The sequence below is a fragment of the Streptomyces sp. KR55 genome (assembly GCF_052245645.1).
Classification (GTDB): Bacteria; Actinomycetota; Actinomycetes; order Streptomycetales; family Streptomycetaceae; genus Streptomyces; species Streptomyces flavusporus.
Window position 1 is genome coordinate 1 of sequence record NZ_JBQQCE010000037.1, and the last position, 23,183, is coordinate 23,183.

The window sequence follows — 23,183 nt, forward strand, 5'->3', positions numbered from 1 at the left end:
ACCCGCCCAACGCGACAACTCGGCGCGCTCCTCCTCGGACAGCACGACCTCGACAGCACGCGGACCCCGATGCGACATGAAAACAGCCTACAGACTTACACCTGCAATTTCAGGCGCATCACACTAGGGCTGCGCGCCACCCCGCTGTGCGACCAGCACCTCCAGGCCGTCGAGGAGGCGTTGCAGGCCGAATTCGAAGTGGTCGAAGTCGGCGCTCCAGGTGTCGTCCGCGAGGGAGGCCATGATCGGGTAGCGGCCGGTGGCCATGACCTTCTCCAGTACGGGCACCTGTGCCTGCCAGAACTCGGCGTCCGTCAGGCCCGACCGGTGCTCGGCCTCCTCCTGGTACACCTGGGTGCGCGCGGCGCCGACGACGTACGAGTCGACCATGATGATCGCCGAGACCAGCTCCGGGTCGGTCAGGCCCATGGGCTTGATGCGGGAGAGGACCTTCTCCATGCCGTCGAGGGCGCTGGGGCCGAGGATCGGGCGGGCCTGGTTGACGTGGAGCAGCCAGGGGTGGCGGCGGTAGAGGGCGAGGGTGGAGCGGCCCAGGGCCTCCAGTGCCGAACGCCAGGTGCCGTCGCCGAGGTCGGCGGGGTTCTCGGAGGGGCGCTGGACGCGGTCCAGCATCAGGTCGAGCAGCTCGGCCTTGCCGGGGACGTAGCGGTACAGCGACATCGCGCCGGTGCCGAGTTCGGCGGCGATACGGCGCATGGACACGGCGTCCAGGCCCTCCGTGTCCGCCACCCGGACGGCCGCTTCCACGATCCGGTCCAGAGTCAGCCCGGGTTTGGGACCGCGACTCGGTCGTCGGCCGGTGTCCCACAGGAGTTCGAGGGTGCGGACGATATCGCCGCTGCCGCTGGTCTCCGTGGCGCCGGTGCGCCCGCCCGTGCCGCTCTTGCCGCTCGTCATGACCTCAGCTTATGTCCCCGGAGAAAAACTGAGTACGTCGTACGCGAAATAGGGTACGGTGTACTCGGTTGGTGCGGGTATCGGAAGGGACAACCATGGACGGATACGCGGTCCGGGCCGAGGGCCTGGAGAAGCGCTACGGCGAGAAACGCGCCCTCGACGGCTTCGACCTGGCCGTGCGCGAGGGCACCGTACACGGACTGCTCGGGCCGAACGGCGCCGGCAAGACCACCGCCGTACGCATCCTCTCCACGCTCGTCCGGCTGGACGGCGGGCGCGCGACGGTGGCTGGACTCGACGTGGCCCGGCAGTCGCGCGAGGTGCGGGCGAGGATCGGGCTCACCGGGCAGTACGCGGCGGTGGACGAGGTGCTCACCGGGCGGCAGAACCTGGAGATGTTCGGCCGGCTGTTCCACCTCGGCGGCAAGCGGGCCCGGGCTCGCGCGACCGAACTGCTGGAGCAGTTCGACCTGACCGACGCCGCCGACAAGGGCGTCGGCGGCTACAGCGGCGGCATGCGGCGCCGCCTCGACCTCGCCGCCTCGATGATCCTGGCCCCGGCGGTCCTCTTCCTCGACGAGCCGACGACGGGGCTGGATCCCCGCAGCCGCGGTGAGGTCTGGGAGTCGGTGCGGGCGTTGGTGGCGAGTGGGACGACGGTGCTGCTGACCACGCAGTACCTGGAGGAGGCCGACAAGCTCGCCTCACACATCACCGTCATCGACCAGGGGCGGGCCATCGCCGACGACACGCCGGACGGGCTGAAGAACCGGGTCGGCGGCGACCGTATCGAGGTCGTGGTCGCCGAGCGGTCCGAGATCCCCCGGGTGGTGAAGGCGGTCGCCCGGGTCTCGGACGGCGAACCCGAGGCCGACGAGACCGAGTTGAGGGTGCACGCACCGGTCACCGACCGGGTGTCCGCGCTGACGGATGTGGCCCGCACGCTCCAGGACGAGGGCGTCCGCGTCGAGGACATCGGACTGCGCAGGCCCAGCCTCGACGACGTGTTCCTGCGCCTGACCGGACACCGCACCGAGAAGGAGGCCGCCGCATGAGCGCCGTGGACCTGACCGGCCCGGCCACGCGCGGGCGTACGTACTGGCTGCTCGCCGACTGCTGGAACATCGTCCGGCGCGGCCTGACCCACTACCAGCGCCAGCCCGTCAACATCGCCTGGCAGCTGGGATTCCCGATCCTTTCCGTGCTGCTGTACGGCTATGTCTTCGGCAGCGCGATGAAGGTGCCCGGCGGCGGGGATTACCAGGACTTCCTGATGCCGGGCATGTTCGTGATGACCATGGCGTTCGGCTTCATCAACACCGCCACGGTCGTGGTGTACGACTCCACCAAGGGCGTCATCGACCGGTTCCGCTCGATGCCGATGGCCTCGTCCGCGGTGGTCGCCGGGCGTGGGGTGACCGATCTGATCGTCGCCTGCGCCGAGTTGGGGATCATGATGCTGACGGCGCTGGCCATGGGCTGGCGGCCGGACGGCGGGTGGGGCTTCCTCGCCGCGTTCGGGCTGCTGCTGTGGCTGCGGTTCGCGCTCATCTGGATCGGGGTGTGGCTCGGACTGATCGTGCCCAACCCGGAGGCGGCGGGCGGCCTGTTCGCGGTGGCCTTCCCGCTGACGATGATCTCCAGCATCTTCGTCGCGCCCCAGCTGATGCCCGACTGGCTGGGCTGGGTGGCGGCCTGGAACCCGATCTCGTCCACGGCCGCGGCCACACGCGAGCTGTTCGGCACGCCGATCGGCGGCGGCGACTCCTGGGTCGAGCAGAACGCGCTGCTGATGGCGGGGGTGTGGCCGGTGATCCTGACCGTGATCTTCCTGCCGCTGGCCGTTCGGCGGTTCCAGAAGCTGAGCCGCTGACGGTGCCTGTGTTGAGCTGCTGACGGCTCAACGATGAGGGGCGCCCGGAGAGTTCCGGGTGCCCCTCGTCGTCGTACGGGAAACCGCTACAGCTTCTCGATCACGTAGTCGATGCACTTCGTCAGCGCCTCGATGTCCGCAGGGTCGATCGCCGGGAACATCGCGACGCGGAGCTGGTTGCGGCCGAGCTTGCGGTAGGGCTCGGTGTCGACGATGCCGTTGGCGCGCAGGACCTTGGCGACGGCGGCGGCGTCCACCTCGTCGGTGAAGTCGATCGTGCCGATGACCTGGGAGCGCTTGGCCGGGTCGGCGACGAACGGGTTGGCGTACTTGATGTCCTCGGCCCAGCCGTACAGCGTGCGGGCGGAGGTGGCCGTACGGCGCACCGCCCAGTCGAGGCCACCCTGGCCGTTGATCCACTCCAGCTGCTGGTTCAGCAGGAAGAGGGTGGCGAGGGCCGGGGTGTTGTACGTCTGGTTCTTGCGGGAGTTGTCGATAGCCGTGGGGAGCGAGAAGAACTCCGGGATGTGGCGGCCGGACGCGTGAATGCGCTCGGCACGCTCGATCGCCGCCGGGGAGAAGACGCCGATCCACAGGCCGCCGTCGGAGGCGAAGGACTTCTGCGGGGCGAAGTAGTAGACGTCGGTCTCGGAGATTTCGACCGGGAGGCCGCCGGCGCCGGAGGTGGCGTCCACGAGCACCAGGGCGCCCTCGTCGGCACCTTCCACGCGCTTGATCGGCATGGCGACGCCGGTGGAGGTCTCGTTGTGGGTGAAGGCGTAGACGTCGACGCCCGCCGCGGCGACCGGCTCGGGGTGCGTGCCCGGGTCGGTGGAGATGACGTCCGGCTCGGCGAGCCACGGGGCGAGCTTGGCGGCCTTCGCGAACTTCGACGAGAACTCGCCGAACGAGAGGTGCTGCGACTTGTTCTCGATCAGGCCGTGCGTCGCGATGTCCCAGAACGCGGTGGAGCCGCCGTTGCCGAGGATCACCTCGTAGCCGTCGGGCAGCTGGAACAGCTCGCGGATGCCCTCGCGCACCTGGCCGACCAGGTTCTTGACGGGGGCCTGGCGGTGGGAGGTGCCCATGAGGGAGGTGCCGGTGGCGGCGAGGGCGTCCAGCGCCTCCGTCCGCACCTTGGAGGGACCCGCGCCGAAACGTCCGTCCGCGGGCTTGATGTCAGAGGGAATCTGGATCTCAGCCACGTCTGGAGGTTAGCCGGTGGGGGAAACCTGGGCGAAACGTGGTCCGTCCGGTGAGACGGTGTTTTGGTTTGCTGGACGCATGCAGGATCTCGAGGCGGAGCTGCGCGGGGCCGTCCGGGGCGACGTCGGGTTCGACGTCACGTCCCGGGCGCTGGTCACCATGGACGCGTCCAACTACCGGCGTGTCCCGCTCGGCGTCGTCGCCCCGCGTGACGCCGACGACGTGGCGGCGGTGCTGTCGGTGTGCCGGGAGCACGGAGTTCCGGTCGTGCCGCGGGGCGGGGGCACGTCGATCGCGGGGCAGGCCACCGGCACGGGCGTCGTGCTGGACTTCACCCGGCACATGAACCGGCTGGTGTCCCTGGACCCCGAGGCACGCACCGCCGTCGTCCAGCCGGGGCTCGTCCTGGACCGCCTCCAGGAGGCCGCCGCCCCGCACGGCCTGCGCTTCGGCCCCGACCCCTCGACGCACAGCCGCTGCACGCTCGGCGGCATGATCGGCAACAACTCCTGCGGTTCCCACTCGGTGGCATGGGGGACCACCGCGGACAGCGTGCGGGAACTGTCGGTGGTCACCGCGCGCGGGGAGCGGTTGCGGCCGGGACAGGGGTGGGCCGGGGCCCCGGCCGGGCTGCGGGAGCTGGTGGAGGGTGAGTTGGCGCTGCTGCGCACCGGCTTCCCCGAGCTGCCGCGCCGTATCTCCGGGTACGCGCTGGACGCGCTGCTGCCCGAGAAGGGCGCCGATGTCGCCCGCTTCCTGTGCGGCTCCGAGGGCACGCTCGGGGTGCTCACGGAGGCGGTCGTACGGCTGGTGGAGGCGCCACGCGCGCGTGCGCTGGCCGTGCTGGCGTACGCCGACGAGAGCGCGGCGGCGGAGGCGGCGGCCGGGCTGCTGCCATGGGGGTCCTCCCGCTCGAGCGAAGCCGAGAGTGGGGGACGGCCGCTGACGGTGGAGGGCATGGCGGCGGACCTGGTGCCCTCGGCCGCCGACCTGCCCCGTGGCGGGGCCTGGCTGTTCGTGGAGACCGGCGGGGACTCGGAGGCGGAGGCACGCGCGCGTGCGGAGGCGATCGTGCGGGCGGCCGATGTCGTCGATTCGGCGGTGGTGACCGATCCGGCGGGACAGCGGGCGCTGTGGCGCATACGGGAGGACGCGAGTGGTACGGCGACCCGTATGCCGGACGGGAGCGAGGCCTGGCCCGGCTGGGAGGACTGCGCGGTGCCGCCGGAACGGCTCGGGGCGTATCTGCGGGACTTCCGGGCGCTGCTGTCCGCGCACGGGCTGCGCGGCACGCCGTACGGGCACTTCGGGGACGGCTGCATCCACGTCCGTATCGACTTCGACCTGCTCACGCAGAAGGGTGTGGCCCGCTTCCGTCGCTTCTCCGAGGAGCTCGCCGATCTGGTGGTGGCGCACGGCGGTTCGCTGTCCGGGGAGCACGGGGACGGGCAGGCGCGGGCGGAGCTGCTGCCGAGGATGTACGGCGCGGAGATGGTCGATCTCTTCGAGCGGGCGAAGGGGGTGTGGGACCCGGACGACCTGCTCAACCCTGGGATGCTGGTGCGTCCCGCGCCCCTGGACGCGAACCTACGATTCGCCGTCCTGCCCGGGGAGCCGGTGGATGTTGCCTTCGGCTATCCGGCCGACGGCGGGGACTTCTCGGCGGCGGTACGGCGGTGCGTCGGGGTCGCCAAATGCCGTACGACATCGGCGACCGGCTCCGCTGTCATGTGCCCGTCCTTCCGGGCGACCGGTGAGGAGGAGCACTCCACGCGCGGGCGTGCCCGGCTGCTGCACGAGATGCTCGCCGGGGAACTGGTGACCGACGGGTGGCGGTCGACGGAGGTGCGCGACGCGCTGGACCTGTGCCTGTCCTGCAAGGGATGCCGGTCCGACTGTCCGGTCGAGGTCGACATGGCCACGTACAAGGCGGAGTTCCTGCACCACCACTACGAGGGCCGACGGCGACCGGCCGCGCACTACAGCATGGGCCGGCTGCCGGTGTGGCTACGCGCGGTGGCACGCACGCGTACGGCGCCGGTGGTCAACGCCCTGGCCGCCGTACGGCCGTTGGCGTGGGCGGCGAAGCGGCTCGGCGGGATCGCGCCGGAGCGGGAGCTTCCGCGGTTGGCGACGCGGACGTTCAGCCGATGGTGGGAGCGGCGGGACAAGGCCGTTGACGGCGACCTGGTCATCCTGTGGCCGGACACCTTCACCGAGTACCTCTCGCCGTCCGTGGGGCAGGCGGCTGTACGCGTGCTGGAGGCGGCGGGGCTGCGGGTGGCGCTGCCGCCGACGGTGCACTTCAGGAAGGCGCCGGTGGGGGACGGTGTGACGGTCGCCCTCGACCCGGTGTCCCTTCTGCGGGGCAGGGGCCGCGTCTGCTGCGGGCTGACGTACGTCTCCACGGGGCAGCTCGACCGCGCCCGTGCGGTGCTGCGCCGCACGCTCGACCTGATGGAGCCGGTGCTGGAGACCGACGTCCCGGTCGTCGTCCTCGAGCCCAGCTGTGCGGCCGCCCTCCGCGCGGACCTCCCCGAGCTGCTGCACGACGATCCGCGCGCCCGCCGCCTGGCCGACCGCGTCCTGACCTTCGCGGAGGCCCTTGAGCGACTCGCTCCTGGCTGGAGGCCGCCCCGGGTCGACCGTGCGGCGGTGGGGCAGACCCACTGCCATCAGCACGCGGTACTGGGGGACGCGGCCGACCGCCGACTGCGCGAGGCCGCGGGGCTCTCCGGGGAACTGAGCGGTGGCTGCTGTGGCCTCGCGGGCAACTTCGGTTTCGAGAAAGGGCACTTCGAGGTGTCGGTGGCGTGCGCGGAGGAGCAGTTGCTACCGGCGGTGCGGGGCGCGGGGGAGGAGGCGGCGGTGTTGGCGGACGGGTTCTCCTGCCGGACGCAGCTGGAGCAGCTGGCCGGGGTGCGGGGGCAGCACCTGGCCGAGGTGTTGGCGGAGGCGTTGGAGGCGTCCGGCCCTGACTCCGGGACAGTCGCATAATGGGTTCACACACCTGACGTAGTCCACTACCCTGAACTTGGCAGTACATCATGATGAACGAACCTCGAGCCGAGCCCCTGGACCGCCCGTGAGCACCCCCGACGCCACCACCACGCCTTCGCCCACCCCTACTCGGGCCGCACCCGCGTCGACGAACGGCACCGCACACCGCTGGGGCTCACTCGGTCCCGTCGGACTGGTGCTCGCCGGTGGGATCTCGGTGCAGTTCGGCGGCGCCCTGGCGGTCACCCTGATGCCGCGGGCCGGTGCGCTCGGCGTGGTGGCGCTGCGGCTGCTGGTGGCGGCGGTGGTCCTGCTGCTGGTCTGCCGCCCGCGCCTGCGCGGTCACTCCCGCACCGACTGGGGCACGGTGATCGTCTTCGGCATCACGATGGCCGCGATGAACGGCCTCTTCTATCAGTCCGTCGCCCGCATCCCCCTGGGCCCGGCGGTCACGCTGGAGGTCCTCGGCCCCCTCGCCCTGTCCGTCCTGGCGTCACGCCGGGCGCTCAACCTGGTGTGGGCCGGGCTGGCCCTCGTCGGTGTCGTCCTGCTCAGCGGCGGCGGTTTCGGCGACCTCGACCCGGTGGGGGTGGCGTTCGCGCTGGGCGCGGGCGCGATGTGGGCGGCGTACATCGTCTTCAGCGCCCGCACGGGTCGCCGCTTCCCGCAGGCCGACGGACTCGCTCTGGCGATGGCGGTGGGGGCTCTGCTGTTCCTGCCGCTGGGCATCGCCGAGTCCGGGGCGAAACTCGTCGACCCGGTGACGCTCGGCCTGGGCGCGTCGGTGGCGCTTCTCTCCTCCGTCCTCCCCTACACCCTCGAACTCCTCGCGCTGCGCCGCCTGCCCGCCCCCACCTTCGCCATCATGATGAGCCTGGAACCGGCCCTCGCGGCGACGGCCGGCTTCCTCGTCCTCGACCAGGCCCTCACCGCCATGGAGGCCGCCGCGATCGCGCTCGTCATCGTGGCGAGCATGGGGGCGGTGCGGACGCAGGTGGGGCGGGGGAGCCGGTCACTCAAACCGGGAGATTCCCGGCAGTAGCCGCCGTCACGAAGGCGGCGAAGGCCGCCGGGCTGACGGTGAAGGCCCCGGCGGCGGGGTTCTTGGAGTCGCGGAGGGCGATGTGGGGGGTGAGGTCGGCGACCTCGACGCAATCACCGCCGGTGTCGCCGCTGTAGGAGGACTTACGCCAGGAGGCGGCGCCGAGAGGCGCGCACTCGACGCACTCGCCGCCGCTGCTCCCGCTGTACGACGACTTACGCCACTGCACGCGCGTCTGGTTCAGGTTGCTCCCCATAGCGTTCCTCCATCACGCGGGCGATCAGGGCAGCCGAGTCCCTCGGGGAGAGAGCTGCGGCCTGCAGGCGAGCGTAACCGACGGAGCGCTCCTTGATCACTGGTGGATTGGCGGTCATGTGCCCTTGGTCGTAGCTCTCGCTGTAGTGCAGGTCCGGATTGTCATCGAACCGGAGTAGCGTGAACGAACCCATCATCCCTGCATGCTGACCGGCCGAGAATGGCAGCACCTGGATCTCCATCCACGGTTGGCCGAACATGCTCAGCAGGTGGGCCAGTTGCTGCCGCATGATCTCCCGGCTGCCGATTTCCCGATACAGCACCGCCTCGTCCAGTACGACCCACAGCACCGGCGGGTTCTCGCGTTGCAGGATGCGCTGGCGGTCCAGTCGCGCGGCCACCATTTCGTCGAGCCGGTCCGAGTGCTCGACGCCGAGCACGGATCGCGCGTACGCCTCCGTCTGCAGAAGCCCGTAGACCAGTTGGCACTGGTACGTGGAGATGTACGCGGCCTTCGCCTCCATCTCCGCGTACGGCTGGAACCAACTCGGCAACTGGCTCCGTAACACGAGCCCGACCAGCCTCGAGAACGTCCCGTCCGTCCCCAGCGCCGCATCCACCCGCTCGGCGAACTCCCGCTGCGGCACCTTGGCCGCTGTCTCGATCTGCCCGATCAGTGACCCCGTACAGAACACGATCGACCCCAGTTGCGCCAGCGTGAGTCCCGCGGCCTCCCGCTTGCGGCGCAGCTCGAACCCGAAGTAGTCCAACGGCGACGCGCTGGGGTCCAGTTCACGGCTTCGCATGCCAACCACCTCCCATCACCGAGAGTAGCTACACGTAAGCAAACAGATGCAGCGGTTGTGGAAAACTAAATAATGCAAGCATGCTTGCTTGTTTCCTGGGCCGCTGCCATGCTCCTCCTCATGGCCGACCCGACGCCCGTGCTCGACGACCTGCGTGCGGAAAGTGACGAACTCGACCGGCTGGTAGCCGAGTTGAGCCCGGAGCGCTGGACGCTCCCGACCCCCGCCCCCGGCTGGACCATCGCCCACCAGATCGCCCACCTTGCCTGGACCGACCGCTCGGCGCTCCTCGCCGTCACGGACGAGGACGGTTTCCGAGGCCTGGTCGAACAGGCCCTCGCCGCGCCCGACACCTTCGTCGACCAAGGTGCCGAGGAGGCCGCCCGACTCCCGCCCGCCGAACTGCTGTCGCGCTGGCGCGAGGGCCGCACCGCTCTGGACGACGCGCTCCGCAAGGCCCCGCAGGGCGCCCGCTTCCCCTGGTACGGCCCCCCGATGTCGGCCGCCTCCCTCGCCACCGCCCGCCTCATGGAGACCTGGGCACACGGGCTGGACGTGGCGGACTCCCTCGGTGTCACCCGCGCCCCCACCGACCGCATCCGACACATCGCCTGGCTCGGCGTCCGCACGCGCGACTTCGCCTTCGGCGTGCACGGGCTCCCGGCCCCCACCGATCCCGTCCGGGTGGAACTCCGCAGCCCCTCCGGCGAGTTGTGGGTGTACGGCCCCGAGGGCGCCCCGCAACGTCTCACCGGCCCCGCCCTCGACTTCTGCCTCCTGGTCACCCAGCGCGCCCACCGCGCCGACCTGGCCCTGCGCGCCGAAGGCCCCGACGCCGACCGCTGGCTGGACATCGCCCAGGCCTTCGCGGGCCCGCCCGGCACCGGCCGCCCGCCCACGGGAGCCGTCGGATGACCCTCCGCATCGGCAACGCCTCCGGCTTCTACGGCGACCGCTTCGACGCCATGCGCGAGATGCTCACCGGCGGCGAACTCGACGTCCTCACCGGCGACTACCTCGCCGAGCTGACCATGCTCATCCTGGGCCGCGACCGTCTCAAGGACCCGGCCGCCGGATACGCCCGCACCTTCCTCCGCCAGCTCGAGGAATGCCTCGGCCTCGCCCACGAGCGCGGAGTCCGGATCGTCACCAACGCCGGCGGCCTCAACCCGGCCGGACTCGCCGACAACATACGGGAGTTGGCCGACCGCCTCGGTATCCCCGTACGCGTCGCGCACGTCGAGGGCGACGACCTCACCGCCCGGCACCCCGGAAGCCTCGCCGCCCACGCCTACCTCGGCGGCTTCGGCATCGCGGCCTGCCTGCGCGAGGGCGCCGACATCGTGGTGACCGGGCGGGTGACGGACGCGGCCCTGGTCACCGGGCCCGCCGCCGCCCACTTCGGCTGGCAGCCGGGGGAGTACGACCGGCTCGCGGGCGCCGTCGTCGCCGGGCATGTCCTGGAGTGCGGCACGCAGGCCACCGGCGGTAACTACTCCTTCTTCCGCGACGGCGACGTCCACCGGCCCGGCTTCCCCCTCGCCGAGATCCACCCAGACGGCACCTCCGTCATCACCAAGCACCCCGGCACCGGCGGTTTCGTCGACGTCGGCACGGTGACCGCCCAGCTGCTGTACGAGACCGGCGGCGCCCGGTACGCGGGGCCCGACGTCGCCGCCCGGCTGGACACCGTACGGCTGACGCAGGACGGACCGGACCGCGTCCGCATCGAGGGCGTCCGCGGAGAGGCCCCGCCCCCGACCCTCAAGGTCGGCCTCAACCGCCTCGGCGGCTTCCGCAACGAGGTCGTCTTCGTCCTCACGGGCCTCGATATCGAGGTGAAGGCCGCACTCGTGCGGGAGCAGATGGAGGCGGCCCTCGGCAAGGTCACCGAGGTGCGCTGGGAACTGGCCCGCACCGACCGGCCCGACGCGGACACCGAGGAGACCGCGAGCGCCCTGCTCCGGCTGGTCGTACGGGACCCGGAGCAGGATGCGGTCGGGCGGGCGCTGAGCGGGGCCGCCGTGGAGCTGGCGCTGGCCAGTTACCCCGGCTTCCATGTGGTCGCGCCACCGGGAAAGGGCGCGCCTTATGGGGTCTTCGAGGCGGTCTACGTCCCTCAGGGCGCCGTCGCGCACACGGCGGTCCTCGACGACGGGCGCCGGATCGCGGTTCCCCCGGCCGCCGAGACCCTCGTACTCGACGACGTGCCCGAACCGCCCCTGCCGGAGCCCCTGTCGCCGGGGCCGACCCGCCGCGCCCCCCTCGGTCTCGTCGCCGGTGCCCGCAGCGGCGACAAGGGTGGCAACGCCAACGTGGGCGTGTGGGCCCGTACGGACGAGGCATGGCGCTGGCTCGCACACGAGCTGACGGTGGACCGCTTCCGCGAGCTGATCCCCGAGAGCCGCACCCTGCCGGTCACGCGGCACAGCCTCCCTGGCCTCCACGCCCTCAACTTCGTCGTCGAAGGCATCCTCGGCGCCGGCGTCGCCGCCCAGCACCGCTTCGACCCGCAGGCCAAGGCCCTCGGCGAATGGCTGCGCTCCCGCCACCTGGACATCCCGGAGGCCCTGCTTTGACCGTCCTGTCCTCCGCCCTGGACACCACCAGCCCCGACTACCGCGCCAACCGCGACGCGATGCTCGCCAAGCTCGCCGACCTGGACGCCGAACACGCCAAGGCCCTCGCGGGCGGCGGTGAGAAGTACGTCGAACGGCACCGGCGGCGCGGCAAGCTCCTCGCCCGGGAGCGCATCGAGCTGTTCCTCGACCCCGACACGCCGTTCCTGGAGCTGTCGCCGCTGGCTGCCTGGGGCAGCGAGTACACCGTGGGCGCCTCGCTCGTCACCGGCATCGGGGTCGTCGAGGGCGTCGAGTGCCTGATCACCGCCAACGACCCGACCGTGCGCGGCGGCGCCAGCAACCCCTGGAGCCTGAAGAAGGCCCTGCGCGCCAACGACATCGCCCTCGCCAACCGGCTGCCCTGCATCAGCCTGGTCGAGTCCGGCGGCGCCGACCTGCCCTCACAGAAGGAGATCTTCATCCCGGGCGGCGCCATCTTCCGCGACCTCACCCGCCTCTCGGCCGCCGGAATCCCCACCGTCGCCGTGGTCTTCGGCAACTCGACCGCGGGCGGCGCGTACATCCCCGGCATGTCCGACCACGTGATCATGGTCAAGGAACGCGCGAAGGTGTTCCTCGGGGGCCCGCCACTGGTGAAGATGGCCACCGGCGAGGAGAGCGACGACGAGTCGCTGGGCGGAGCCGACATGCACGCGCGCGTGTCGGGTCTCGCGGACTACTTCGCCGTCGACGAGCAGGACGCGCTCCGCCAGGCCCGGCGCGTGGTCGCCCGCCTCAACCACCGCAAGGCGTACGACGATCCGGGCCCGGCCGCACCCCCCAAGTACGACGAGGACGAACTCCTCGGCATCGTCCCCGGCGACCTGAAGACCCCCTTCGACCCGCGCGAGGTGATCGCCCGCATCGTCGACGCCTCCGACTTCGACGAGTTCAAGCCGCGCTATGGCACCAGCCTGGCCACCGGCTGGGCGACCCTGCACGGCTATCCCCTGGGTGTGCTGGCGAACGCCCAAGGGGTGCTGTTCAGCGAGGAGTCCCAGAAGGCCGCCCAGTTCATCCAGCTCGCCAACCAGCGCGACATCCCCCTGCTCTTCCTGCACAACACCACCGGCTACATGGTCGGCAGCCAGTACGAGCAGGGCGGCATCATCAAACACGGCGCGATGATGATCAACGCGGTGAGCAATTCGAAGGTCCCCCACCTCTCCGTCCTCATGGGGGCGTCCTACGGCGCCGGCCACTACGGCATGTGCGGCCGCGCCTACGACCCCCGCTTCCTCTTCGCCTGGCCCAGCGCCAAGTCCGCCGTCATGGGCCCGCAACAGCTCGCCGGCGTGCTCTCGATCGTCGCCCGCCAGTCGGCCGCCGCGAAGGGGCAGCCGTACGACGAGGAGGGCGACGCCGCGCTGAGGGCCATGGTCGAGCAGCAGATCGAGTCCGAGTCCCTGCCCATGTTCCTGTCCGGCCGCCTCTACGACGACGGCGTCATCGACCCCCGCGACACCCGCACCGTCCTCGGCCTGTGCCTGTCCGCCATCCACACGGCGCCCTACGAGGGCGTACGCGGCGGCTTCGGCGTCTTCCGGATGTGAGGTCCATGATTTCCACTCTGCTCGTCGCCAACCGGGGCGAGATCGCCTGCCGGATCTTCCGCACCTGCGGTGAGTTGGGAATCCGGACGGTCGCCGTGCACTCGGACGCCGACGAAAACGCCCTCCACGCGCGCGTGGCCGACACGGCCGTACGGCTGCCGGGCGCGGCGCCCGCCGACACGTATCTGCGCGGCGACCTGATCGTGAAGGCGGCCGTCGCGGCCGGCGCCGACGCCGTCCACCCCGGCTACGGCTTCCTCTCCGAGAACGCCGACTTCGCCCGAGCCGTACTCGACGCGGGCCTGGTGTGGATCGGCCCGCCCCCGCAGGCCATCGAGGCGATGGCGTCCAAGACACGTGCCAAACAGCTGCTGGGGCTGGCGCCCTTGGGTGACGTCACCGCGGACGACCTGCCGGTGCTGGTCAAGGCGGCCGCGGGGGGCGGAGGGCGCGGAATGCGGATCGTGCGCCGGCTCGACGACCTGCCCGCCGCGCTGGAGGGCGCCCGCGCCGAGGCAGCGAGCGCCTTCGGCGACGGCGAGGTGTTCGTCGAGCCGTACGTGGAGAACGGCCGCCACGTCGAGGTGCAGATCCTCGCCGACACACACGGCACGGTGTGGGCGCTCGGCACCCGCGACTGCTCCCTCCAGCGCCGCCACCAGAAGGTGATCGAGGAGGCACCGGCCCCCGGCCTCACCGACGAGCTCACCCAGGAGCTGTACGACACCGCCGTACGCGCCGCCCGCACCGTCGGCTACGCCGGCGCCGGCACCGTCGAGTTCCTGGTCGCCGACGACAAGGCGCACTTCCTGGAGATGAACACCCGCCTCCAGGTCGAACACCCCGTCACGGAAGCCGTGTTCGACATCGACCTGGTCGCTCTCCAACTCCGCGTCGCCGAGGGCCGCGCCCTCGAAAACCACCCCCCACGCGCGCGTGGCCACGCCGTAGAGGCCCGCCTATACGCCGAGGACCCCGCCCGCGATTGGGCCCCCCAGACCGGCACCCTGCACCGCCTCACCGCCCCCGAAGGCATCCGCCTGGACACCGGCTACACCGACGGCGACGACATCGGCATCCACTACGACCCCATGCTCGCCAAGGCAGTCGCCCACGCCCCCACGCGCGCGGAGGCCCTCCGCAAACTCGCCGGCACCCTGGAACGAACCGTCATCCACGGCCCGACCACCAACCGCGACCTCCTGATCCGCTCCCTGCGGCACAAGGAGTTCACCACCGCCCGCATGGACACGGGCTTCTACGACCGCCACCTCCCCGACCTCACCGCCCCCACCCCCGACCCGTACGCCCCCCTGGCCGCCGCCCTCGCCGACGCCCACGGCCGCTCCCGCTTCGCCGGCTGGCGCAACGTGCCCTCACAGCCGCAGACCAAGCGGTACCTGATGGCCGGCGAGGAACACGAGGTCCATTACCGGCACACGCGCACGGGCCTGGAGGCCGACGGGGTACGGGTCGTGCACGCCGACGCCGCTCTCGTCGTACTCGAAGTGGACGGCGTGCGAAGGAAGTTCGAGGTGGTGACGTACGGCGACCAGGTGTACGTGGGTTCCACCGCCCTCACAGCCCTCCCCCGCTTCCCCGACCCCACGGCCCAGCACGCCCCGGGCTCCCTCCTGGCCCCCATGCCCGGCACGGTCGTCCGCGTCGCCGAGGGCCTGTCCGCAGGAGCACCGGTACGGGCCGGAGAGCCCCTCCTGTGGCTGGAGGCGATGAAGATGCAGCACAAAATCTCGGCCCCGACCACAGGCACGCTCACTGCACTGCACGCCACCTTGGGCGAACAAGTGCAGGTCGGCGCACTACTGGCGGTAGTGCAGGAGACCTAAAGGGGCGCGGGGAACTGCGCGACCAGCCACAACGAACCCGCAGCCGGAAGGAGCCCCCATGGCCCCCACTCTCGAATCCGAAGAACACAAAGCCCTACGATCCGCAGTAGCCGCCCTCGGCACCCGTTACGGCCGCGAATACCTCACCACCGTGGTAAAAGAAGGCCGCCACCCCCACGAACTCTGGTCAGAAGCCGGAAAACTCGGCTACCTAGGCGTCAACCTCCCCGAGGAGTACGGAGGTGGAGGCGGCGGCATCACCGAACTCTCCATCGTCCTCGAAGAACTCGGCGCAGCCGGCTGCCCCCTCCTCATGCTCGTCGTCTCCCCCGCCATCTGCGGCACGGTCATCGCCCGCTTCGGCACCGACGACCAGAAACAACAATGGCTCCCCGGCCTCGCCGACGGCACCCGCACGATGGCCTTCGGCATCACCGAACCCGACGCCGGCTCCAACAGCCACCGCATCACCACCACCGCCCGCCGCGACCCCGCCGGAGGCGACTGGCTCCTCACCGGCCGCAAGGTGTTCATCTCCGGCGTGGACATCGCCGACGCCACCCTCATAGTCGGCCGCACAGAAGACTCCCGCACCGGCCGCCTCAAGCCCTGCCTCTTCATCGTCCCGCGCGACGCCCCCGGCTTCACCCGGCACCCCATCGACATGGAACTGAACGCCGCGGAGAAGCAGTTCGAGCTGGTCCTGGACGACGTACGACTGCCCGCCGACGCACTCGTCGGCGACGAGGACGCCGGCCTGCTGCAACTCTTCGCCGGCCTCAACCCCGAACGCATCATGACGGCCGCCTTCGCGATCGGCATGGGCCGCTACGCCCTGGCGAAAGCCATCGAGTACGCCCGCGACCGCAGCGTCTGGAAGACGCCCATCGGCGCCCACCAGGCCATCGCCCACCCCCTCGCCCAGGCGCACATCGACCTCGAACTGGCCCGCCTGATGATGCAGAAGGCGGCCCACCTGTACGACACCGGGGACGACACGGGCGCGGGAGAGGCCGCCAACATGGCCAAGTACGCGGCCGGGGAGGCCTGCGTGAAGGCCGTCGACCAGGCTGTGCACACCCTCGGCGGAAACGGCCTCACGCGCGAATTCGGGCTTGCTTCGTTGATAACGGCCGCACGCGTGGCTCGTATAGCACCGGTGAGCCGGGAGATGATTCTCAACTACGTCTCCCACCAGACCCTGGGCCTGCCCAAGTCGTACTGATCCGGCACAGCGTTGTGCGAGGAGGAACCGATGTTCCGCAGCGAGTACGCAGACGTCCCGCCCGTCGAACTGCCCATCCACGAGGCCGTGCTCGGCCGGGCCGCCGAGTTCGGTGACGCGCCCGCGCTCATCGACGGCACCGACGGCACCACCCTCTCCTACGAGCAGGTGGACCGCTTCCACCGGCGGATCGCCGCCGCGCTCGCCGAGGCCGGCGTCCGCAAGGGCGACGTCCTCGCCCTGCACAGTCCGAACACCGTCGCCTTCCCGACGGCCTTCTACGCCGCCACGCGCGCGGGTGCCTCCGTCACGACCGTGCACCCGCTCGCCACGGCCGAGGAGTTCGCCAAGCAGCTCCGCGACTCGGCCGCCCGCTGGATCGTCACCGTCTCGCCGCTGCTGGACATCGCCCGCCGGGCCGCCGAAATCGCGGGCGGCGTCCGGGAGATCTTCGTCTGCGACAGCGCGCCCGGCCACCGCTCATTGATCGACATGCTCGCGTCCACGGCCCCCGAACCGCAGATCGACATCGACCCCGTGACGGACGTCGCCGCCCTCCCGTACTCGTCCGGCACCACGGGCATCCCCAAGGGCGTGATGCTCACTCACCGCCAGATCGCCACCAACCTCGCCCAGCTCGAACCGGCCATCTCCGCCGGCCCCGGCGACCGCATCCTCGCCGTCCTGCCCTTCTTCCACATCTACGGGCTCACAGCCCTGATGAACGCCCCCCTGAGGGTGGGCGCCACGGTCGTCGTCCTGCCCCGCTTCGACCTGGAACAGTTCCTCGCCGCCATCCAGAACCACCGCATCACCGGCCTGTACGTCGCCCCGCCCATAGTCCTCGCCCTCGCCAAACACCCGGCGGTCGCGCAGTACGACCTGTCGTCCCTGAAGTACGTCATCAGCGCCGCCGCCCCGCTGGACGCCAACCTCGCCGCCGCCTGCTCGCGCCGCCTGAACCTGCCGCCCGTCGGCCAGGCCTACGGCATGACGGAACTGTCCCCCGGCACGCACGTCGTCCCGCTCGACGCCATGCACGACGCCCCGCCCGGGACCGTCGGCCGCCTCATCGCCGGCACCGAGATGCGGATCGTCTCCCTCGACGACCCCGACAAGGACCTCGGCGTCGGCGAGGCCGGCGAGATCCTCATCCGCGGCCCCCAGGTCATGAAGGGCTACCTGGGCCGCCCCGACGCCACCTCCGCGATGATCGACACCGACGGCTGGCTGCACACCGGCGACATCGGACACGTCGACGCAGACGGCTGGCTCTTCGTCGTCGACCGCGTCAAGGAACTCATCAAGTACAAGGGCTTCCAGGTGGCCCCCGCCGAACTGGAGGCCCTGCTCCTCACTCACCCGGGCATCGCCGACGCCGCCGTCATCGGCGTCTACAACGAGGACGGAAACGAGATCCCGCGCGCGTACGTGGTCTGCCAGCCGTCCGCACCCGACCTCTCCGAAGGAGAGATCATGATGTACGTCGCCGAACGCGTCGCCCCCTACAAACGTGTCCGCCAGGTCACCTTCATCGACGCCGTGCCCCGCGCCGCCTCCGGCAAGATCCTGCGCCGGCAGCTCCGGGAGACCACGTGACACTGATCGGCCGCACCCGCACGCGGGGAGTCGAGACCCTCACCCTCGACTCCCCGGCCAACCGCAACGCCCTCTCGGCAGCGCTCGTCGGCGAACTCGCCGACACCCTCACCGACTGCGGCAAGGACAGCGACATCCGCGCCGTCGTCCTCACCCACACCGGCACCACCTTCTGCGCAGGCGCCGACCTGCGCGACCCACCCCACCCCGACACGCTGGTCGGCCTGCTCCGGCAGATCGTGGAACTGCCCAAACCCGTCGTCGCCCGAGTCACCGGACACGTACGGGCCGGCGGACTCGGTCTGCTCGCCGCCTGCGACATCGCCGCCGCATCCGGCGAGGCCACCTTCGCGTTCACCGAGGTACGCATCGGCGTCGCCCCCGCCGTCATCTCCCTCACCCTCCTGCCCCGCACCGACCCCCGCGCCCTCGCCCGCCACTACCTCACCGGCGAACGCTTCGACGCCACCGAGGCCGCCCGCATCGGCCTGCTGACAGCGACGGGCGACGACGTGGACGACGTACTGGCCCCCGTCCTGGACAGCCTGCGCAAAGCGGCCCCCCAGGCCCTGACCGAGACGAAACGCCTGCTCACAGCTAGGGTGCTGGAGACATTCGACCGGGACGCGGCCCACCTGACCGCACTCTCGGCCCGGATGTTCGCCTCCGCCGACGCCCGCGAAGGCATGACAGCCTTCCTCGAACGACGGGATCCCCCATGGGTGCTGTGAACTCGGTCAACACCATCACCACGGTGACCACCGTCGACCGCGCCGACCGCGCTCCCAAGCAGGACCGCAGCCGCGCCACCCGGCAACGGCTCCTGGAAGCCGCCGTCGCCTGCCTCGCCGAACACGGCTGGGCAGGCTCCACCGTCGCCGTCGTCGCCGAACGCGCCGGAGTCTCCCGCGGCGCCGCCCAGCACCACTTCCCGACCCGCGAGGACCTCTTCACCGCCGCCGTCGAATACGTCGCCGAGGAACGCTCCCTCGCCCTGCGCGCCCTGTTCCCCCAAGGCGCCGCCGGCGACCGCCGCGCCGTCGTGGCGGCCCTCGTCGACCTCTACACAGGGCCGCTGTTCCGCGCCGCCCTCCACCTCTGGGTCGCCGCCTCCAACGAGGACCAGCTGCGGCCCCGCGTCACCGAACTCGAAGCCCGCGTCGGCCGCGAAACCCACCGCATAGCCGTGGACCTCCTCGCCGCCGACGAATCCCGCCCCGGCGTCCGCGAAACCGTCCAGGGCCTCCTCGACATGGCCCGCGGCCTGGGCCTGGCCAACCTCCTCACCGACGACGCCCAGCGCCGCGAAGGCGTGGTGACCCAGTGGGCGACACTCCTGGACGACGCCCTGAGCCCCGTCACGCCCTGAGCCCCGTCACGGACTGAGCCCCGTCACGGACTGAGCCGCTCCACCCGCCAGCTGCCGTCCGCCTGCGCCACGTACCGCAACCGGTCGTGCAACCGGTTCTCCCGCCCCTGCCAGAACTCCACCGCCTGCGCGGCCACCCGGAAACCACCCCAGTGCGGCGGCACCGGCACCTGCTCACCGTCCGGATAGCGGGCCGCCAGCTCGGCGTAAGCAGCCTCGAGATCCGCACGGGTCGCGATCACCGAGGACTGCGCGCTCGCCCACGCCCCGAGCTGCGACCCGTGCGGCCGGGTACGGAAGTACGCCGCCGTCTCGTCCCGCCCGGTACGCCGCGCGATGCCGGTGACGATCACCTGCCGGGCCATCGGATACCACGGAAAGAGCAGCGAGACGTACGGGTTCTCGGCAAGGTCGCGGGCCTTGCGGGAGTCGTAGTTCGTGTAGAAGACGAAGCCGGTCTCGTCGAAGTGCTTCAGCAGCACCGTACGAGAACTGGGCCGGCCCTCCGCGTCGGCCGTGGAGACCACCATGGCGTTCGGCTCGAACAGCCGCCCCTCCGTCGCGGCTTGCCGAAACCAGCGTGCGAACTGCTCGACGGGAGTGGCGGCCAGATCGGTCTCGGCGAGACCCTCGGCCCGGTAGTGCTTGCGCATCGCGGCAGGATCGGGATGCGCGGCGGGAACGGCGGCTTCGTCGGTCACGCGATCATCTTGCCGTATGCGGCGGGCGGTGGTCTTCGTCACTGACTGGCACTGAGTGCCGCAGACTCTCCCCAAGGGTGGCACTCGGAGATATCGTGCTGAAAGGCCGTCCCGGTTGGGTGACCGCCAGCCGGGCATCACCCCAGTGACCGCCCAGGACCGCGAGTCATCGCAAGCCACGCACACGACCGCGGATCCACCGGGCGATCACCACACCCGCACCAGCTCATGGTCGCCGCACCAGCACCACCCACACGCTGAAGCCCACCCCTCACCACCCACAAGCCCCACCACCCCCACCAGCCAGCCCCATAGCTCAACCCCTCTACAACACCACCCGTCCCACACATCACGAGGAGCCGCCTGATGTCCGACTTCGTACCCGGGCTCGAGGGAGTCGTCGCGTTCGAGACGGAGATCGCCGAACCGGACAAGGAGGGCGGCGCCCTCAGGTACCGCGGCGTCGACATCGAGGACCTGGTCGGTCACGTCTCGTTCGGCAACGTCTGGGGTCTGCTCGTCGACGGCGCCTTCAACCCCGGCCTGCCGCCCGCCGAGCCCTTCCCCATCCCCGTCCACTCCGGCGACATCCGCGTGGACGTCCAGTCGGCACTCGCCATGCTCGCCCCCGTCTGGGGCCTCAAACCCCTCCTCGACATCGACGCCGCACAGGCCCGCGAGGACCTGGCACGAGCCGCCGTCATGGCCCTCTCCTACGTCGCCCAGTCCGCCCGCGGCCAGGGCCTGCCCATGGTCCCGCAGCGCGAGATCGACAAGGCCCACTCCGTCGTCGAACGCTTCATGATCCGCTGGCGTGGCGAGCCCGACCCCAAGCACGTGGCGGCGGTCGACGCCTACTGGACGTCGGCAGCCGAACACGGCATGAACGCCTCCACCTTCACCGCACGCGTCATCGCCTCCACCGGCGCGGACGTGGCGGCAGCCCTCTCCGGCGCCGTAGGAGCCATGTCCGGCCCCCTGCACGGCGGCGCCCCCTCCCGCGTCCTCGGCATGATCGAGGAGATCGAGCGCACCGGCGACGCCGAGGCATACGTCAAGCAGGCCCTCGACAACGGCGAACGCCTCATGGGCTTCGGCCACCGCGTCTACCGCGCCGAGGACCCACGCGCCCGAGTCCTCCGCCGCACGGCCCGCGAGCTCGGCGCCCCCCGCTACGAGGTCGCGGAGGCCCTCGAAAAGGCGGCCCTCGAAGAACTCCACAACCGCCGCCCGGACCGCGTCCTGGCCACCAACGTGGAGTTCTGGGCGGCCATCGTCCTGGACTTCGCCGAGGTCCCCGCCCACATGTTCACCTCGATGTTCACCTGCGCCCGCACGGCCGGCTGGTCCGCCCACATCCTCGAACAGAAGCGCACCGGCCGCCTGGTCCGCCCCTCCGCCCGCTACGTCGGCCCGGGCCCTCGCGACCCGCGCGCGATCGAGGGCTACGAGGACATCGCCCACTGAGCCCTTCCGGGGGCGCTTGAAAACGCAGACGACCCGCGAGTCTGGTTCCTCCAGCGGAGGAGCCGGCCGGACGTACCGGCGACTCGCGGGTCGGGTGACTGCTTGAGATTGGGCCGGCTGCACGTGTCTCTCACGCGCTGGTCCGGCACCGCACTGGGTGTGGTGACGGGCCGCTAGCCCGCAGCCACCTCACGCGTCCGGTATTCATACATCTGCCGGATCACCTCCTTTCACCGTGTACGCGCCACCCTAAGAACGGTTCGGCCACCGATCAACCGGTTTTCCGGGACTTTGACGGTGTCGATTCCGGCCGCGTGGTGTATCCGTATCCGTCACCGCGTTGCAGGTGCCGAAGATTCTGGTGAGAGACGTTGATCCGGCCCCTCGCTGTGGCAAGGCTGTGCTGCCCCCTGGCACGGACAGAGATGCGCCCGGTCCACGTACCTGCCCACTTGCCGGAGGGTATGACGGCCCGCACAAGATCCCCCGGTGACGTATCCGAAGTGCTGCTTGGTACGGGCACGCTGCAGGCGCGGGAATCCGAATCGGTCGGGAGTAGTACGTGCGTAGGAGCCGCGTCCGGTGGCCTTGACGACGAGGACCTGCGCGGGGAAGCGCACGATCGCATCCCCGTCCTCGTGATCCAGATGCCCTACGGACAGCGCGTCCAGAGTGTGCGCCTTGGCCAGCCCCATGGCGGTCCGGTTTTCTTTGGTCTGACCGCCTGGCCAGCTGTGCACGGGTTTGCCGATGCTGCCCAGTGCGTCCGTGAGCCGCCAGCGCGTCGCGTTCATGGCGGCGGCGTCGTGGAGTGGTGTCCTGACCTGCTGGAGGATCTTCGCGAGGCGATCGGGCCGGTGCGCCAGGAAGACCTCGACGGGGCCGTTGCCCTTGGCCTGGTTGCAGGGGATGCAGGCGAGGACGAGGTTGGAGATGCGGTTCGAGCCTCCCCGGCTGCGTGGCCTGAGGTGGTCGATGTTCAGGGGGACGCCGGTGGCGTCGCAGTAGGCGCAGGTGTTGTCCCACTTGGCGTGCAGGTAGGCGCGGGCACTGGTGCCGGCGAGTGGTCCTTGCTGGTACTCGGCCCCTTTGAGTGGTCTGCCCGTGCTCATGGAGTGGGTGTCGAAGGCGACGAGTTCCACGTGGATCTCGGTGACAGGCGCGTAGCGGCACAGTCGTTTGGCCACGGAGAAGGTCGTATCCACGCGGTGGCGTAGGGAGGGCGGTAGCCATCCTGTGGGGTGCCCCCGGTTACGAAAGCGCGGTGCGCGGTAGCGGCAGTTGGCCGAGCGGCGTCGGTGTCGGTATCCGGCGCGTTGTTGCATGCACAGCCGGATCTGATCGGCGCGGTGCTGGAGCTCGACCGAGACCAGCCCGCGTCGGACAGTCACGGTAGCGCCGTGTTCGTTGGTTTCCTTCTTTTCGTCGGTGAGGGCGAGACCGGTGCCCTTGGAGCCGGGGTCGATGCGTAACTGCACGCCGTCCACTTCCGACTCGGCGAGCGTTCGGTCCTTCAACCGGATGGTGAAGGGAACTTGTCGGGCGACCACGGCCCGACCCTTTCCGAGTAGTTCGCGGGCGCGGGCCGGGTGGCAGGGCATGAGAGGGCGCCCCTCCTTGGAGAGCACGAAGACCCTGCTATGTGACTGATTCCCAACCGCTCAAGTCAGTCCGACGTCAACCCTGACGATCGTCAAGGCC

At 70.8% G+C, this 23,183-nt stretch carries 19 protein-coding genes; 13 read left to right on the forward strand and 6 right to left on the reverse strand.

The genetic code is table 11. The annotated features are described in order from the left end of the window. Positions 1-123: 123 nt before the first annotated feature. On the reverse strand, positions 124-918 hold the full coding sequence (locus ACTWQJ_RS08170) for a TetR/AcrR family transcriptional regulator (RefSeq protein ID WP_443305953.1): 795 nt from the start codon (positions 916-918) through the stop codon (positions 124-126). A 95-nt stretch (positions 919-1,013) separates the two neighbouring features. On the opposite strand from ACTWQJ_RS08170, the gene ACTWQJ_RS08175 reads away from it, so the two are divergent. Both ACTWQJ_RS08175 and ACTWQJ_RS08180 read left to right on the forward strand, forming a co-directional pair. Beyond that, a complete protein-coding gene (locus ACTWQJ_RS08175; protein WP_443305954.1) occupies positions 1,014-1,973 on the forward strand; it encodes an ATP-binding cassette domain-containing protein in 960 nt (319 codons plus the stop codon). Then, a complete protein-coding gene (locus ACTWQJ_RS08180) occupies positions 1,970-2,791 on the forward strand; it encodes an ABC transporter permease (RefSeq protein ID WP_443305955.1) in 822 nt (273 codons plus the stop codon). The genes ACTWQJ_RS08175 and ACTWQJ_RS08180 overlap by 4 nt, the downstream gene beginning before the upstream one ends. An 86-nt stretch (positions 2,792-2,877) precedes the next feature. Here the strand turns inward: ACTWQJ_RS08180 and serC are convergent, their stop codons facing one another. Then, the gene (gene serC, locus ACTWQJ_RS08185) at positions 2,878-3,996 is read right to left on the reverse strand and encodes a phosphoserine transaminase (RefSeq protein WP_443305956.1); all 1,119 of its coding nucleotides are present in this window, start codon (positions 3,994-3,996) and stop codon (positions 2,878-2,880) included. 79 nt (positions 3,997-4,075) lie between these two features. Here serC and ACTWQJ_RS08190 point away from each other — a divergent pair, with 79 nt between their 5' ends. Both ACTWQJ_RS08190 and ACTWQJ_RS08195 read left to right on the forward strand, forming a co-directional pair. Further along, entirely contained in the window at positions 4,076-6,994 is a 2,919-nt protein-coding gene (locus ACTWQJ_RS08190) for an FAD-binding and (Fe-S)-binding domain-containing protein (protein ID WP_443305957.1), read from the forward strand. An 88-nt stretch (positions 6,995-7,082) separates the two neighbouring features. Beyond that, a complete protein-coding gene (locus tag ACTWQJ_RS08195) occupies positions 7,083-8,039 on the forward strand; it encodes an EamA family transporter (protein WP_443305958.1) in 957 nt (318 codons plus the stop codon). Here the strand turns inward: ACTWQJ_RS08195 and ACTWQJ_RS08200 are convergent. Together ACTWQJ_RS08200 and ACTWQJ_RS08205 are read right to left on the reverse strand one after the other, a co-directional pair. Further along, entirely contained in the window at positions 8,014-8,295 is a 282-nt protein-coding gene (locus tag ACTWQJ_RS08200; protein ID WP_443305959.1) for a DUF397 domain-containing protein, read from the reverse strand. The genes ACTWQJ_RS08195 and ACTWQJ_RS08200 overlap by 26 nt on opposite strands. Then, positions 8,255-9,100, reverse strand: a complete 846-nt coding sequence (locus ACTWQJ_RS08205) for a helix-turn-helix domain-containing protein (RefSeq protein ID WP_443305960.1) — start codon at positions 9,098-9,100, stop codon at positions 8,255-8,257. The genes ACTWQJ_RS08200 and ACTWQJ_RS08205 overlap by 41 nt, the downstream gene beginning before the upstream one ends. A gap of 120 nt (positions 9,101-9,220) precedes the next feature. Between ACTWQJ_RS08205 and ACTWQJ_RS08210 the strand changes: the two genes are divergently transcribed. Genes ACTWQJ_RS08210 through ACTWQJ_RS08245 form a run of 8 tightly spaced genes read left to right on the forward strand, consistent with a single transcriptional unit; the run spans position 9,221 to position 19,314 of the window. After that, entirely contained in the window at positions 9,221-10,015 is a 795-nt protein-coding gene (locus tag ACTWQJ_RS08210) for a TIGR03084 family metal-binding protein (RefSeq protein WP_443305961.1), read from the forward strand. After that, complete coding sequence (locus ACTWQJ_RS08215) at positions 10,012-11,679, forward strand: acyclic terpene utilization AtuA family protein (RefSeq protein WP_443305962.1); 1,668 nt, start codon at positions 10,012-10,014, stop codon at positions 11,677-11,679. Before ACTWQJ_RS08210 ends, ACTWQJ_RS08215 begins: the two co-directional genes overlap by 4 nt. Then, complete coding sequence (locus ACTWQJ_RS08220; protein WP_443305963.1) at positions 11,676-13,274, forward strand: acyl-CoA carboxylase subunit beta; 1,599 nt, start codon at positions 11,676-11,678, stop codon at positions 13,272-13,274. Before ACTWQJ_RS08215 ends, ACTWQJ_RS08220 begins: the two co-directional genes overlap by 4 nt. A 5-nt stretch (positions 13,275-13,279) precedes the next feature. Beyond that, entirely contained in the window at positions 13,280-15,121 is a 1,842-nt protein-coding gene (locus tag ACTWQJ_RS08225; RefSeq protein ID WP_443305964.1) for an ATP-binding protein, read from the forward strand. Between the two features lie 58 nt (positions 15,122-15,179). Further along, complete coding sequence (locus ACTWQJ_RS08230) at positions 15,180-16,346, forward strand: acyl-CoA dehydrogenase family protein (RefSeq protein ID WP_443305965.1); 1,167 nt, start codon at positions 15,180-15,182, stop codon at positions 16,344-16,346. Between the two features lie 30 nt (positions 16,347-16,376). After that, positions 16,377-17,945, forward strand: a complete 1,569-nt coding sequence (locus tag ACTWQJ_RS08235) for a 4-coumarate--CoA ligase family protein (protein WP_443305966.1) — start codon at positions 16,377-16,379, stop codon at positions 17,943-17,945. Further along, on the forward strand, positions 17,942-18,676 hold the full coding sequence (locus ACTWQJ_RS08240; protein WP_443305967.1) for an enoyl-CoA hydratase family protein: 735 nt from the start codon (positions 17,942-17,944) through the stop codon (positions 18,674-18,676). Before ACTWQJ_RS08235 ends, ACTWQJ_RS08240 begins: the two co-directional genes overlap by 4 nt. Further along, positions 18,664-19,314, forward strand: coding sequence for a TetR/AcrR family transcriptional regulator (locus tag ACTWQJ_RS08245; RefSeq protein WP_443305968.1), 651 nt, complete (start codon positions 18,664-18,666; stop codon positions 19,312-19,314). Before ACTWQJ_RS08240 ends, ACTWQJ_RS08245 begins: the two co-directional genes overlap by 13 nt. 23 nt (positions 19,315-19,337) lie before the next feature. Here ACTWQJ_RS08245 and pdxH read toward each other — a convergent pair whose 3' ends face one another. Beyond that, positions 19,338-20,015, reverse strand: a complete 678-nt coding sequence (gene pdxH / locus ACTWQJ_RS08250; RefSeq protein ID WP_224738670.1) for a pyridoxamine 5'-phosphate oxidase — start codon at positions 20,013-20,015, stop codon at positions 19,338-19,340. A gap of 366 nt (positions 20,016-20,381) precedes the next feature. On the opposite strand from pdxH, the gene ACTWQJ_RS08255 reads away from it, so the two are divergent. Next, positions 20,382-21,482: a citrate synthase 2 gene (locus ACTWQJ_RS08255; RefSeq protein ID WP_443305969.1), complete on the forward strand. Its 1,101-nt coding sequence runs from the start codon at positions 20,382-20,384 to the stop codon at positions 21,480-21,482. 332 nt (positions 21,483-21,814) lie between these two features. Here the strand turns inward: ACTWQJ_RS08255 and iscB are convergent, their stop codons facing one another. Beyond that, the gene (gene iscB / locus ACTWQJ_RS08260) at positions 21,815-23,083 is read right to left on the reverse strand and encodes an RNA-guided endonuclease IscB (RefSeq protein WP_443305970.1); all 1,269 of its coding nucleotides are present in this window, start codon (positions 23,081-23,083) and stop codon (positions 21,815-21,817) included. Positions 23,084-23,183 lie beyond the last annotated feature (100 nt).